The organism is Cedecea colo, assembly GCF_011808225.1.
Taxonomy (GTDB): domain Bacteria; phylum Pseudomonadota; class Gammaproteobacteria; order Enterobacterales; family Enterobacteriaceae; genus Dryocola; species Dryocola colo.
In genome coordinates this window covers 1-13,550 of record NZ_SOYS01000010.1, presented here as the reverse complement: position 1 = coordinate 13,550, position 13,550 = coordinate 1, and the positions used below count along the sequence as shown (strand labels likewise).

The window sequence follows — 13,550 nt, the reverse complement described above, 5'->3', positions numbered from 1 at the left end:
ATATAAGCTTTTGGGATTACTGGACGTCAGCGATAGCCTTCATCAGGTCCTGATGCTTCTCGCCATACTCTTTGCGCACCGGCTCGGTCGCTTTCACAAACCAGGCCTTGTCGATTTCGTGGAACTGCACGCCGCCCGCCTTCATTTTTTCCAGCGCCTGTTTGTTATAGGTATTCCACAGCTCGCGCTGCTCCATCTGCGCTTCGCGGGCAAGCTTGAGGATTTTTTGCTGGTTATCGGCGCTCAGTTTGTCCCACTTCACTTTGGAGTAGAGCAGCATTTCCGGGGTAATGAAGTGGCCGCTCAGGGTGTAGTTTTTGGCGACCGGCATGTAGTTATGGGCGATAAACGTTGGCGGATTGTTTTCCGCGCCGTCGATAACCCCGGTTTGCATCCCGCTGTACACTTCGCTCACGCCCATCGCCACGGAGTTGGCTCCCATATCCTTAAGCGTGGCAAGCGCAACCGGGCTACCCTGCACGCGGATCTTCATGCCGTGTAAATCCTCCGGCTTCAATACCGGATTTTTGGTAATCAGGTTACGCGTGCCGGAATCCATCCAGCCAAGGAACACCAGGCGGGATTTCGGGTTAGACGTGAGCTTGTCGCCGATCTCTTTCCCCAGTTCGCCGTCGATCACTTTATGCATATGATCTTCGTCGCGGAAAATGTACGGCAGGGTAAAGACTTCAACATCTGGCAGGATGGCGGCAACCGGTGCCATGGAGACGCGAATCATGTCGATGGCGCCCAACTGCGCCTGTTCAATCATCTGCTTTTCATCGCCGAGCACGCCGCTTGGGAAGACTTTTATTTCCAGATCCCCGTTGGTTTGTTGCTTAAGCTTTTCACCCATATGTTGAACCGCCACCACGTTCGGGTAGCCTTCGGGATGTACATCGGCGGCTTTAATAACTTGCGCATAACCTGCCTGCGCAAACAGCAGTGACGCGGTAGACAGGCACAGGCCGGCAAAAGCAGGCATAAAGGTCTTCTTCATCGTGTCGCTCCAGCAATAGAGAGGTAGGGTAGGTAAGAAGTAAAACAATGTTTTATTTTGTCGCTTAGAAATTAGCCTGGATGAAGAAAAGCGGTGGTGAAGCAGTTCACAAAAGCGGCAAAAAATGAAATTGGGGTTCAGAAGGGATGCAAAGCGGGTTCAGAAGCCCTGTGCAAAGCACGCAGGGCAGACGAATTACTGGCCTTTACGCAGCAGATAGCGATATGGCAAAGATTCTGCCTGCAAGGCTATCAGCTCATGTTCCATAAAGCGGCAAAAACCGGGAATATCACGCGTGGTGGCCGGATCGTCGGCGATAATCAACAGCGTCTCGCCAGGCTGCATATTGCGCACGGTTTTGCGCACCATCATTACCGGCTCGGGGCAGCGCAGGCCTGAGGCGTCAAGGGTGTGGTCCGGGTTGGCGAATAAATCGGTCATAGCGGTCTCGAATTTAAAAAACCGCGCTAGTTTACGCCCGGTAAAATATCGTGCAAGCGACGTGAACGATTGCGCTAAAATTAACCGTTGCAATGCGGGACTAAAGCAGTATCATCGCCGCCTTCCAGCTGCCGCCGGGACGAGCGTTGAACACGTTTCGCCCTCACCCAGCCCTCTCCTCGGGAGAAGGAAAATAAAGCGCTCGCGCTGGAAAATCGATTATTGGGTTCCCTCACCCCATTTATTAAAAAGGCTATAATATGACGCAGTTCCAAACTCAACGGCGTATGAAAGCGCTGTTCTGGCTATCGCTATTCCATTTGCTGGTGATCACCTCCAGCAACTATCTGGTGCAGCTCCCGGTTTCGGTCTTTGGCTTCCACACAACCTGGGGCGCGTTCAGCTTCCCGTTTATCTTCCTGGCAACCGATCTGACGGTGCGGATTTTCGGCGCTCCGCTCGCGCGTCGCATTATCTTCGTGGTAATGATCCCGGCTCTGGTGATTTCTTACGCTATTTCGGCCCTGTTTTATATGGGCAACTGGCAAGGATTTGAGGCGCTGACGCACTTCAATCTGTTTGTCGCCCGCATTGCCACCGCAAGCTTTATGGCTTACGCGCTGGGGCAGATTCTTGATGTACACGTGTTTAACCGCCTTCGTCAGAGCAAACGCTGGTGGCTTGCGCCAGCGGCCTCCATGCTTTTCGGCAACGTCAGCGATACGCTCTCCTTCTTCTTTATCGCTTTCTGGCGCAGCCCGGATGCGTTTATGGCGCAGCACTGGGTAGAGATCGCCATCGTCGATTACTGTTTTAAGATTTTGATAAGCCTGCTTTTCTTCCTGCCGATGTATGGCGTACTGCTCAACATGATGATAAAACGCCTGGCGGACAAATCTGAAATTTCGGGGTTACAGCCCGGTTGACCGCGCTTGAATTATCTTGTGCTAAGATGCTGAGATTGGCCTCAACGGCTTATTAACGTAAAGGATGAAGTCATGCGTAACCTGGTTAAATATGTCGGTATCGGCCTGCTGGTCTTTGGGCTTGCCGCCTGCGACAACAACGATACCAAAACCCCAGCCGAAGGGGCTGCAGCAGAAGGCAACGCCAACGCTCAGCCGGTTAGCCTGCTTGATGGCAAGGTGAGTTTCGCTCTGCCGCCGGATATGACGGATCAAAGCGGTAAAGTGGGCACGCAGACGAATAACATGCATGTCTACTCCGACGCTACCGGCCAGAAAGCGGTTATCGTGATTGTCGGCGACAACACTACCGATGATTTAGAAGCGCTGGCGAAACGTCTGGAAGATCAGCAGCGCGCGCGTGACCCGCAGCTTCAGGTGGTGACCAATAAGTCTATCGAGCTCAAAGGCCACAACCTGCAACAGCTCGACACTATTATCTCGGCAAAAGGCCAGACCGCGTACTCGTCGGTTGTTCTGAGCAAAGTGGATGATAAATTGCTGACCATGCAGATTACCCTGCCTGCGGACAACCAGCAGCAGGCGCAGGCTGCCGCTGAGAACATCATCAATACCCTCATCATTAAGTAATTACTCTGATGCGGGCGTCACGGCCTCCGGTTGCTCAGCCGGGGGCCGTTTTTTTAGCTGCCACGCCAGAATCAGTGCGATAAACATCAGCCCTGCCCAAAAAGCGCTAAAGCCCGTGACGTATGGACATAACCCGGCAACACCGCCAGCGGCAGGCCGATGGTCAGGTAGCTTGCGAAGTTAAACATCACGACGGAAACGATTTGCAGATTGAGGCGCAAACCGCCTGTCGCGGATTGAGGAGCGAGGTCAGGCATCTTATTCACTTAAGAAACAGCGGGTGTCTGGTATAAACAGGACCTGTCGCGGATTTCAGCTATTGACTTTCCAGCAGCCCGCTGAATAAGAAGCAAACAAAGCACTACACTATGAAGATCGATAACAGAAAGGAATTCTCCATGCCGCCCCTCGAATCCGATAAAGTCGGGCTACACATTCTCCTGAAGCTCTCTGCCCTGGTAATTATTCTGGCCGGGATCCACGCAGCGGCGGACATTATCGTGCCGCTCCTGATGGCGCTGTTTTTCGCCATCGTACTCAACCCGCTCGTTACCTGGTTTATTCGTCGCGGCGTGAGCCGTCCGCTGGCCATTTCTATCGTGGTCTTCGCGATGCTGATTATGCTGACCCTGCTGATTGGCGTGCTGGCGGCGTCGATGAATGAGTTTCTGGCTATGCTGCCGAAGTACAACAAGATGCTGATGCAGAAGGTTCTGGAGTTCGAAAGGTCAATCCCGCTGGTACACCTGAGGCTTTCGCCCGAACGCATGCTGCAACGTCTGGACTCCGAAAAGGTGATGGCTTTCGCCACCACGTTAATGACCGGCCTTTCCGGCGCAATGGCGAGCATTTTACTGTTAGTGATGACCGTCGTCTTTATGCTGTTCGAGGTGCGCCACGTTCCGTACAAGCTGCGTTTCGCGCTTTCTAATCCACAGGTTCATATCGCTGGCCTGCACCGGGCGCTGAAAGGCGTCACGCACTACCTGGCGCTGAAGACGCTGATAAGCCTGTGGACGGGCGCCATCATCTGGGCCGGGCTTGTGCTGATGGGCGTGCAGTTTGCGTTGATGTGGGGCGTGCTGGGCTTTCTGCTGAACTATATCCCTAATATCGGCTCGGTGCTTTCCGCTATTCCGCCGATGATTCAGGCGTTCCTGTTTAACGGCACTTACGAAATGATCATGGTCGGCGCGCTGTTCCTCGCCGTGCATATGGTGCTGGGGAATATCGTCGAGCCGCGCATGATGGGACGTGGGCTGGGAATGTCGACGTTCGTGGTGTTCCTCTCGTTGCTGTTCTGGGGATGGCTGCTCGGCCCGGTCGGCATGCTGCTCTCGGTTCCGCTTACCAGCGTGTGCAAGATTCTGATGGAAACCACCAAAGGCGGAGCGAAGCTGGCGATTCTGCTTGGTCCAGGGCGGCCCAAGAGCCGTTTACCGGGCTGATTCATACGCAGCGCGGCAAAAGATGTTAGTTTTATCGCCAATGGCGCAGGATTAATTCATCCTGCGCCTTCTTCGCAACGGTTTAAGGAGAAACATCCAGTGTCCCATCCTTCATACAACCTGGCCGCTGTTAAATCCCCGGAAATCTACCTTAACCTTCCGAGCGTAGCGTTAAGTGACCAGACTCTTCAGGAGCGGCGCAGCAAAATTCTTCAACGAATGGTGCAGCAGCAGCTTGATACGCTCATCGTTTACGCCGACAAAGAGCACGGCGGCAACTTTGAATACCTGACCGGTTTTATCCCCCGCTTTGAAGAAGGGCTGCTGGTGCTGCATAAAAGCGGTGAAGCCGTATTAGTGCTGGGCAATGAAAACCTGAAACTCGCCCGGTATTCACGCCTTGCTGCGGGTGTGGTTCACGCCCCGTGGTTTTCGCTGCCGAACCAACCGATGGATATCTCATCTTCCCTGCATGAAGTGCTAAAAAAAGCCGGACTGAAAGATCAACACCGCGTGGGGATCGTCGGCTGGAAGCTATTTACCGGTGCGTATGACGACAACCAGCGCCTGTTCGATATTCCAGCCTTTATCTATCAGGCCATCCAGGCGGCGCTGCCGACGGATGCGCTGCTTTTGAATGCGACAGCTATTTTTATCGGCCCGCAGTCCGGTGCCAGAACAATCAATAACGCCAATGAAATAGCCCATTATGAATATGGCGCTAACCTCGCCTCGGGCGCGGCGTTAACCGCATTAAATGCGATTGAGTTGGGTAAAACAGAGAAAGCCATCGCGGCGCTGCTGGCCGCTGAAGGACAGGCAAACAATGTCGTCACCATAGCGGCAACCGGCGAGCGCTTCGAATATGCCAACCTCTATCCGTCAGACAAAGAGATACGGTTGGGAGATAAATTCTCGCTAACCGTGAGCTATAAAGGCGGCTTAACCAGCCGCGCAGCATACGTTGTGCATAACGCGAACGAGCTGAATCCCGCGGTGAAGGATTATCTTGAAGTGGTCGCTATTCCTTACTTCAACGCGGTGGTGAACTGGCTGGAATTTATCCGCGTCGGCGTGAAAGGCCATGAAATCTATGACCTGATTGAACAGGTTTTACCGAAGGCGAAATACAACTGGCATCTCAATCCCGGTCATTTAGTGGCCGATGAAGAGTGGCTTTGCTCTCCGGTGTATCCCGCATCTGATATCCCGCTCGCAAGCGGCATGCTGCTGCAAATCGACATCATCCCCTCAAGAAAAGGCTACGCGGGGGCCAGCATTGAAGACACCATTGCGCTGGCGGATGAACCGCTTCGCCTGGAACTGGCCGCTGCGTACCCTGAGTTGTGGCAGAGGATCGCCGCCCGTCGGGCGTATATCCGCGACGAATTGCACATTCATCTTCACGAAGATGTGCTGCCGCTGTCTAATACCGTGGGCTATTTACGGCCCTATCTGCTGGATAAGACAACGGCGCTTACCGGGAAAACCCAATGACTTCTACTTTATCCGTGCTGGCGGCCGGTAGCCTGCGCCTGGCTTTCACCCCTCTCTTGCAGCGCTTCACTCAGGCCACGGGCATTGACGTCGAAGTAACATACGGCCCTGCGGGAATATTGAGAGAACGCATTGAAGCAGGGGAAGCGTGCGCGCTCTTTGCTTCCGCCAATCGCGCGCATCCTCAGGCTTTACTGGCAAATAACAAAGCATTCAGCACCCATACTTTTACATGGAACCGGCTCGGCCTGACCACCCGGAACGAGGGTGGCTGGCTGGATTTACTCCGCGATCCAACCGCGCGCATCGGAACCTCAACGCCCGGCTGCGACCCATGCGGGGATTATACCTGGGCGCTGTTCGATAAGCTTGACAAGCTTGAGCCAGGCCTTGGTGAGCATCTAAGAAAACGAGCGGTTCAACTGGTCGGCGGTAAGGATACCCTCAGCGTGCCAAAAGGTGAGCTGGCCAGCGCATGGATTATTCGCCAGGGGCTGGCGGACGTGTGTGTTGGTTATGCCCACTATAGTCTGGCGCTGGCGGACCAGCCGGATGTGCGCAGTATTGCCATTCCCGAAGAGCACAACATTCTTTGCGAGTATCAACTGGCCGCCATGCGCCAGACGAAAGAGATCGGATCGCTGGTCGATTTTATTCTCGCCAGCGAGGGGCAGAAATGCCTGGCCACAGCAGGCTTTTTGCCGGCTACTTATCGATCGTAAAGTGTGGAACCAGATAGGTGGCGGAGGAATCCGCCATGCTGATTTTGCGTAGCGCTAAACCATAGGCACGATACATATTCTCTTCCGACAAAATGCGCCCGGTGGCGCCCGCCAGCCATTTTCCTCCAGGGAGCAGCAGCAACGTGTGTGTCGCCACCTGCTGAGCATGGACGGGATCGTGTGTGCTGAACACAATGCAGCGGTTCTGCCGATGGGCAAGATCGCTGATAAGCTGCAGGACAACCTGCTGGTTGGCTAAGTCCAGCGCCGAGCAAGGCTCATCCAGCAGCAGAGTCTGGCTGGCGGTCACCAGCGCTCTGGCAATCATCACCAGCTGCTGCTGCCCTCCGGAAAGCGACGTAAAAGTCTGCGTGGCAAGGTGGCCGATGTTGAGCTGTTCCAGCGCTTCTGTTATCCGTTTACCGTCTTTGCGCCCGGGCAGGGAAAACAGCCCAACATGACGCGCCCGTCCCATCAACACGACGTCACGCACGGTATAGGGAAACGGCAGATGGGAATGCTGCGCCACAATACCCACGCCGCCCTCGCTCTTAAATCCTCCAGCTAAAGGCTTTAAAACGCCGCTTAGCGTGTCGAGTAATGTACTTTTCCCCAGGCCATTACGCCCCAGCACGGCCCAGATTTCTCCACGCTGACAGCGGAAGGTTAACGGTTCGAAGAGCGGCGCTTTATGGCCATACTGGAGCTGCTGGATATGTAGCGTGGCGGATGTCATCGACGGACCTTGCGGCTGGAGCGGATCAGAAGGAGAGTAAACAGCGGCGCGCCGAGCAGTGCGGTGATAATACCCAGCGGTATTTCTGCCTGTGTCAGAGTGCGGGCGATATCATCGACGGCAATCATAAAACAGCCGCCGAGCCAGAATGACGCGGGCAGCAGACGACGGTGATCCACTCCCACCAGCAGACGAGCCAGATGGGGAATAACCAGCCCAACCCAGGCAATGCTGCCGCTCACGGCTACCTGGGCTGCGACCAGAAACGCACAGCAGACTAAAACAGTACGCCTTAATGGCACCACCCTGACGCCAAGCGCTTTGGCATCTTTATCATTCAGCGACAGCAAATTAATGCGCCAGCGCAGCTGGAACAACACCGCCGCAGCAATCGCTACGGGAATAACCAGCATCAGCACTTTTTGCCAGTTAGCCGTCGCGAAGCTGCCCAGCAGCCAGAACACGATATTAGGCAGCGTCTCTTCGGTATCGGCCTGGTACTGAATAAGGCTTACCAGGGCGGCGAAAAAACCGCTCAAAATAATGCCCGAGAGGATAAGAATCAGCGCGTTTTCCCGTCCCTGCAGCGCCGCAATGGCATAAACCAATATCAACGCAATGAGGCCAAAAAGAAACGTCGAGCCCATCATCAGCACGGGATGCAGGCCCAGCAGAATCGCCAGCGCACCGCCAAATGCAGAGCCAGAAGTCACGCCAATAATATGCGGGTCGACCAGCGGATTATGAAACACCCCTTGTAACGTGGCGCCGCATAATCCCAGCGCCCCACCCGCCAGCAGCGCAATCAGCACGCGTGGAAGCCTTACCGACCAGACTATCTGGCTGACCATGCCATCAGGATGGGAAAAATGGATTAACTGATGGAAAATATCGCTCAATGTCAGAGGATAATGGCCCAGACACAATGAGCCGACGCCCAGCAGCAGCGCTGAGAGTACCAGCGCCGGTTGCGACAATACGCTGGCCTTACTGCTTAGCATCGGCCTGCCAGTTCACGCGATAGAAACGCTGATAGTAATCCTGCGCCTGAGCGTCTACATCCACATTTTTGTAGGCGTCAGGATAGAGTTTTTTCGCCATCCACAGCTCGCCAATAGCCAGCGCTTCCGGCATCGGATAACCCCATGCTTTGGCATATTCCGGCATTAACCAGACGCGATGATTTTTAACCGCATCAATACCTTGCCAGCCAGGATCGTTTTGAATTTGCGTGGCAACCTGCGGATAGCGATCCTGCACAAAAATCACCTGCGGGTTCCACTGTAATACCTGCTCCAGCGAAACCTGGCGCGCACCCTTCACGCTGGCGGCCGCCACGTTTAGCGCCCCGGCGTGCTTCATCATCAGGCCGGTATATTTGCCCGATCCATAAGTCGTCAAATCCGGGTTCGCCATATAGACACGTATTTTTTTCGCATCCGGGATATCGCGCACCGGCGCATTGAATTTTTCACGGGCGTCGAAGACATACTTGATGAGCGTTTCCCCCTGCGCCTTACGGTCGACCACGTCAGCAATTAAGCGAATGCCCTGTTTTAATCCTTCGTTGTAAGACTGCTCCTCGTCCTTCATCGTTGGGTTCATTTTATTCTGCTGCCCGACGGCATCCTTGCGCAATGAAATCGCCACCACAGGAATACCCGCGTTTTGAATCTGCTGGATCATCTCCGCCGGAGCGTAGTTAGCAACAAATACCACCTGAGGATGGAGAGCCAGCAAACTTTCAATATTCACCTGCGTCAAATCGCCCGGCTGCGGGAGTGAATTAATAGCGGGCATAAAGCGTGCAAAGGCGGGGCCAAGCTGTTTTTTCCAGCTCTTAAGCACGCCAACGATATCTTTGCCCGCATCGAGCTGAACCAGAAGGTTTAACGTCTGGTGCTGCAGGACGACAACCCGATCAACACGATCGGGCAAAGTAACCTGGCGCCCTAACTGATCGGTAATAACACGATCGGCATGGGCAGAAAAAGCGATGAAAAAAGTAGCGAAAACAAGGAACAAGCGACGAACGTTTTGCATAGGTATGCCAGCATCTGAGGTAATTTCAATATATAAATAATTATATAACGAAGTTGGCGGCGATCCTAACTCCTTGTTTCGCAGGCATCAGAGGCGCTGACAACTTCATCTCCAGCGGCGATCGCAGATTTGCCACCATCACCCGCGCCTGCTTCGATTTTTTGCCCGGGGCACGCCTTAAACATCGGTCTATGCTGGTGTTTTACTGGCGAAGTATCCGGTTTAAACGGGGGCGACTACAGTCCCATTGTTATGACATTTGAGCAAGCTGCACAGCGCACCGGATAAGAACATACCAACGATGGTTATAATTAGTTTGCTATGTTCTATAGGGTACTTTGACATTTTATGGCTTAAGGAAACGTGATTTGAACAATTCAAAGAAAATTTCCAGACTCTCGATCTGGAACATTTTGTTGGCTGTTGCGCTGCTGCTCTTCGGCATAGCAATGGCCGTCGGTGGCGGCTGGCTGGCAGCGCTGGGCGGAAACTGGTATTACCTGCTGGCGGGTATTGGCTGTGTGATAACCGGTATACTTATTTTTATGAAACGAACCAGCGCGGTTTACTGGTTCGCACTGGTCTTTATCGGGACCCTCATCTGGACGATACAAGAATCAGGCCTTGATTACTGGGGCTGGGTTCCACGTTTTGACATTATGCTGCTGCTCGGCATTGTCTTCGCGTTCCAGCTTCCATCGCTTTCTCCCGGTATCAACCGCAGACTTTCTCTTTCACTGGCCAGCGTCTTTATCCTGGCTTTTGTTGTGGCTGCGGCGCTACCGTTCACGCCGCTGAACACCACTTCTGCGAGCAACGTGCCAGAGGCAGGAAAAGACACATTCATCACGGATACCGGCAACGGTAAGGCTTCAAATCCCAGCGCCGGCGACTGGTACACGTATGGCGGTTCACTGGCATCGCAGCGTTTCGCCCGGGCGGATCAAATCACCCCTGAAAACGTTAAAGATCTCAAGCTGGCGTGGCAGTTTCGTACCGGTGACCTGCCAAAAACACGCTGGGGAGCAGAAAACACGCCTATTAAAGTTGGCGACACCCTGTATACCTGTACGCCACACAATCAGGTTTTCGCTCTGGATGCCGCGACGGGTAAAGAAAAATGGCATTTCGATCCAAAAGTCAGTGATAAAGCCATTCCTTATACGGCAGCCTGCCGCGGCCTGACCTGGTATGATTCTCAGACCAATGGCCATGTGAGCACCGGACAGAACAGCGTCGCCGCTTCGTCGGTTCCGGCATCAGCGTCGCAGGATGATGGCGACTGCAAGCAGCGTATTATCCTTGGCACGCTGGATGCACGCATTATCGAACTCAATGCCAGCACGGGTGAAGTGTGCCGTACCTTTGGGAACCAGGGAACGGTTAATCTTGCCGAGGACATGGGCGAGACTTATCAGGGGTATGTGGCTATCAACTCTGCGCCGGTGGTCATCCGTGATACGCTGGTTGTAGGACATCAAACCATCGACGGACAGCGCGCATTCGGACCTCCGGGCGTCATCAAGGCCTACGATGTTCGTACCGGTAAGCTTAAATGGGCCTGGGATGCCGCCAATCCTGATACCACCACGCCGAAACACGGCCCGGATGCTTATAAAAGAGGTTCGCCGGATGTCTGGACATCGTTTACCGGCGACGACAAATTTGGCCTGGTTTATCTGCCTGTTGCGAACGCTTCAGGGGATTATTTCAGCGGTTCCCGTTCAGCCGGGGAAAATAAATATGCCGTCTCGATGACAGCGCTTAACGTTGAAACCGGTATGCCGGTCTGGTCTTTCCAGACGGCACATCATGATGTCTGGGATTACGATCAAGGTTCGCAACCGACCCTGGTTGATTATCCGGGAAAGGAAGGGCAGAAAATCCCGGCCATCATTGTGCCAACCAAACAGGGTGAAATTTATGTGTTAGATCGGCGTAGCGGAAAATCGCTGTTTGGTGTCGAAGAACGTCCTGTACCTGGCGGCGGCGTTGAACCGGGAGCACGAGCGCCAACGCAGCCTTATTCATTGTTCCATCACCTGAGTAAACCGGATCTCACTCCGCAGGATATGTGGGGACTGACTCCCATCGACCAGATGGTTTGTCGTATTCAGTTTCAGCAGGCCGGTTATAAAGGGCAGTATACGCCGCCGGAAGAAGCTCGACACACCATTGAATATCCGGGTTATAACGGTGGTTCTGACTGGGGAAGCGTTGCGGTCGATCCTGAACGCGGCATCATAATCGCTAACTATAACGATATGCCTAACCTGAATATCCTTGTACCCCGCGCTAAAGCTGACGCGCTGGGCTGGAAACCTCGTGATGAAATAACGTCGCATCCGCACGATGAAGGTCATGCTGAAGGCGCCGGTGACCCGCAGATTGGCGTGCCTTACGCTGTAGACGTTAATGCCGGCTGGCGCCTGCCATTTACCGGCATGCTGTGTAAGGAACCTCCGTACGGCGGCATTCGGGCTATTGATATGCGCGACGGGCGTACTATCTGGGATCGTCCATTAGGTACAGCACGACGTAACGGTCCGTTTGGATTGCCTACCGGCCTGCCGATTAATATAGGTACGCCAAACAACGGTGGCTCAGTAGTAACGTCAACCGGCCTTATATTTATCGCGGCGGCAACGGATGATTTAATCCGCGCGATAGATATCAAAACTGGCAAAACTGTCTGGAGCATACCGCTTCCGGCCGGTGGCCAGGCTAATCCGATGATTTATACGCAGAATGGTCGTGAGTATGTGGTTATTGTTGCTGCTGGTCATCATTTTATGGAAACCCCTGCGGGAGATTACATAATGGCTTACGCTCTGCCTGATAAACATTAAAAGCAGTTAATCCTGCTAGCTCTGGCATAGGCTGACATTTTTATGCTTTTAAAACGTCTGATGCGGTGCATCAGACGTTTTGTATTACAACGACAGGGTAGCCGCTGAACGTTGTAGCGATCTTATCCGGCAATAGTAAAACAGGGCCTGCGACGGCCATCGCCTTGAACAATTTGAAAGTCAGAACCTCGCTTAAGGCTGTGTCCATTGTTCCGCTGACGCCTCCTGTATAAAGTACGCTTTTTATCTGCATCTCCTGTCAGGCAAAGATTGCTGATTAGCACCTCGATTTATTATCGCCGTTTAACGCCGGCTTTATCGCGACGGATGAGCGGGGAAACTATGCACGGAAAATATTTCCGAAAAAGCATCCTGTAGGTAAAATTTCACGCAATGAATCGAGCCGCATAATCTTAATTTACGGATGCAGATTAAACGGCCGGCAAGGAAAACGTTTAGGTTAAGGTTCATAAAAAATTGCCCGGTGCCCGTATTGAAAGCACCGTGACAACTGATTGGGGTCACGGCCTGATGACAAAGCATTTATATGTATTACATTTCATTCAAAATCAACCAGTTATTTATTTAACCTATAACTGAAAGCATCATAAATAATTTGCTGCATACGTCACATTATTAATAAATTACAAAATAAACTATTGTAAAAAGCTTCTCCAGGATATTTAAATGTTCAGGAAGAACGACAGGCGTGTAACTGGTAAAGCAGGCAAGACCTGAGATGAGCGATGAATTTAGCCCAATTCATCGCTCATCTCAGGTCTTTTTTTTTGCGTGTGAGGTAGCAAATGGATCCCAAAAAAACAGCCCAACAAATACTCCAGCTAATTGGCGGGTCTGGCAATATTGAGCATATTGAGCACTGCTCTACCCGGCTCCGGCTCAGCCTTTATGACAACAAATTAGTCGATAAATCCGCACTTGAAAAACTACCGGGCGTAATTGGCGTCAGAGTCAATGTGCAGTGCCAAATCATTATCGGCAAAGAAGTCGCAGACGTCTGCAATGCGCTTAAAAAGCTTGTTGCCGGTAAACAGACTACCGGCGATCGGCTCCCCACCAGGAAGAAATGGGGAGCGGTCATTGTCGATTTCGTGATTAGCGTTTTCCAGCCGCTCGTTCCTGCGATTGCCGGAGGCGGGGTCCTGAAATCATTGCTGATTATCCTCGATATGGTGGGATGGTTAAGCAAAGACACTTCCACATATAAAGTGCTGGACAGCATCGGCACCGCGCCGAT

12 protein-coding genes and 1 pseudogene are annotated in these 13,550 nt (G+C 53.0%); 7 read left to right on the top strand and 6 right to left on the bottom strand.

From position 1 onward, the window contains the following. Window positions 1-16: 16 nt before the first annotated feature. Window positions 17-1,000 carry a TRAP transporter substrate-binding protein gene (locus tag E2L00_RS17905; RefSeq protein ID WP_167614106.1) on the bottom strand — a complete coding sequence of 328 codons (984 nt, stop codon included), beginning with the start codon at window positions 998-1,000 and terminating at the stop codon, window positions 17-19. A 195-nt stretch (window positions 1,001-1,195) separates the two neighbouring features. After that, on the bottom strand, window positions 1,196-1,441 hold the full coding sequence (gene tusA / locus E2L00_RS17900) for a sulfurtransferase TusA (RefSeq protein WP_167614105.1): 246 nt from the start codon (window positions 1,439-1,441) through the stop codon (window positions 1,196-1,198). 260 nt (window positions 1,442-1,701) lie between these two features. Here tusA and E2L00_RS17895 point away from each other — a divergent pair, with 260 nt between their 5' ends. Both E2L00_RS17895 and E2L00_RS17890 read left to right on the top strand, forming a co-directional pair. After that, window positions 1,702-2,367, top strand: coding sequence for a 7-cyano-7-deazaguanine/7-aminomethyl-7-deazaguanine transporter (locus E2L00_RS17895; RefSeq protein WP_167614104.1), 666 nt, complete (start codon window positions 1,702-1,704; stop codon window positions 2,365-2,367). Between the two features lie 72 nt (window positions 2,368-2,439). Further along, window positions 2,440-2,997 (top strand): DcrB family lipoprotein, encoded by a 558-nt coding sequence (locus E2L00_RS17890; RefSeq protein ID WP_167614102.1) that lies wholly within the window; start codon window positions 2,440-2,442, stop codon window positions 2,995-2,997. 36 nt (window positions 2,998-3,033) lie between these two features. Here the strand turns inward: E2L00_RS17890 and E2L00_RS17885 are convergent. Continuing rightward, window positions 3,034-3,254: pseudogene (locus E2L00_RS17885) on the bottom strand (MFS transporter); the annotation flags it as partial. A gap of 141 nt (window positions 3,255-3,395) precedes the next feature. Between E2L00_RS17885 and E2L00_RS17880 the strand changes: the two are divergent. The 3 genes from E2L00_RS17880 (at window position 3,396) to E2L00_RS17870 (ending at window position 6,664) form a co-directional block, all read left to right on the top strand. Continuing rightward, complete coding sequence (locus tag E2L00_RS17880) at window positions 3,396-4,445, top strand: AI-2E family transporter (RefSeq protein ID WP_167614100.1); 1,050 nt, start codon at window positions 3,396-3,398, stop codon at window positions 4,443-4,445. A 99-nt stretch (window positions 4,446-4,544) separates the two neighbouring features. Then, the gene (locus E2L00_RS17875) at window positions 4,545-5,942 is read left to right on the top strand and encodes a M24 family metallopeptidase (RefSeq protein ID WP_338031944.1); all 1,398 of its coding nucleotides are present in this window, start codon (window positions 4,545-4,547) and stop codon (window positions 5,940-5,942) included. Continuing rightward, on the top strand, window positions 5,939-6,664 hold the full coding sequence (locus E2L00_RS17870; protein ID WP_167614098.1) for a substrate-binding domain-containing protein: 726 nt from the start codon (window positions 5,939-5,941) through the stop codon (window positions 6,662-6,664). The genes E2L00_RS17875 and E2L00_RS17870 overlap by 4 nt, the downstream gene beginning before the upstream one ends. Here the strand turns inward: E2L00_RS17870 and E2L00_RS17865 are convergent. From E2L00_RS17865 to E2L00_RS17855, 3 genes are read right to left on the bottom strand one after another with little or no spacing between them, the layout of a single operon-like run. Then, window positions 6,648-7,400, bottom strand: coding sequence for an ABC transporter ATP-binding protein (locus E2L00_RS17865; protein WP_167614096.1), 753 nt, complete (start codon window positions 7,398-7,400; stop codon window positions 6,648-6,650). The genes E2L00_RS17870 and E2L00_RS17865 overlap by 17 nt on opposite strands. Further along, window positions 7,397-8,401 carry a FecCD family ABC transporter permease gene (locus E2L00_RS17860; protein ID WP_167614094.1) on the bottom strand — a complete coding sequence of 335 codons (1,005 nt, stop codon included), beginning with the start codon at window positions 8,399-8,401 and terminating at the stop codon, window positions 7,397-7,399. The genes E2L00_RS17865 and E2L00_RS17860 overlap by 4 nt, the downstream gene beginning before the upstream one ends. Then, window positions 8,388-9,443, bottom strand: a complete 1,056-nt coding sequence (locus E2L00_RS17855) for an ABC transporter substrate-binding protein (protein WP_167614092.1) — start codon at window positions 9,441-9,443, stop codon at window positions 8,388-8,390. The genes E2L00_RS17860 and E2L00_RS17855 overlap by 14 nt, the downstream gene beginning before the upstream one ends. Before the next feature lie 416 nt (window positions 9,444-9,859). Between E2L00_RS17855 and E2L00_RS17850 the strand changes: the two genes are divergently transcribed. Both E2L00_RS17850 and E2L00_RS17845 read left to right on the top strand, forming a co-directional pair. Next, a complete protein-coding gene (locus E2L00_RS17850; RefSeq protein ID WP_236127777.1) occupies window positions 9,860-12,292 on the top strand; it encodes a membrane-bound PQQ-dependent dehydrogenase, glucose/quinate/shikimate family in 2,433 nt (810 codons plus the stop codon). Between the two features lie 806 nt (window positions 12,293-13,098). Beyond that, a partial coding sequence (locus E2L00_RS17845) for a PTS transporter subunit EIIB (RefSeq protein ID WP_167614088.1) occupies window positions 13,099-13,550 on the top strand: 452 nt, incomplete at its 3' end.

Bases quoted from the DNA above. Each gene is read 5' to 3' on its own strand.
- E2L00_RS17905 (WP_167614106.1), bottom strand. From the start codon at position 1,000: ATGAAGAAGACCTTTATGCCTGCTTTTGCCGGCCTGTGCCTGTCTACC.
- E2L00_RS17855 (WP_167614092.1), bottom strand. From the start codon at position 9,443: ATGCAAAACGTTCGTCGCTTGTTCCTTGTTTTCGCTACTTTTTTCATC.
- E2L00_RS17895 (WP_167614104.1), top strand. From the start codon at position 1,702: ATGACGCAGTTCCAAACTCAACGGCGTATGAAAGCGCTGTTCTGGCTA.
- E2L00_RS17865 (WP_167614096.1), bottom strand. From the start codon at position 7,400: ATGACATCCGCCACGCTACATATCCAGCAGCTCCAGTATGGCCATAAA.
- E2L00_RS17880 (WP_167614100.1), top strand. From the start codon at position 3,396: ATGCCGCCCCTCGAATCCGATAAAGTCGGGCTACACATTCTCCTGAAG.
- E2L00_RS17870 (WP_167614098.1), top strand. From the start codon at position 5,939: ATGACTTCTACTTTATCCGTGCTGGCGGCCGGTAGCCTGCGCCTGGCT.
- E2L00_RS17890 (WP_167614102.1), top strand. From the start codon at position 2,440: ATGCGTAACCTGGTTAAATATGTCGGTATCGGCCTGCTGGTCTTTGGG.
- tusA (WP_167614105.1), bottom strand. From the start codon at position 1,441: ATGACCGATTTATTCGCCAACCCGGACCACACCCTTGACGCCTCAGGC.
- E2L00_RS17860 (WP_167614094.1), bottom strand. From the start codon at position 8,401: ATGCTAAGCAGTAAGGCCAGCGTATTGTCGCAACCGGCGCTGGTACTC.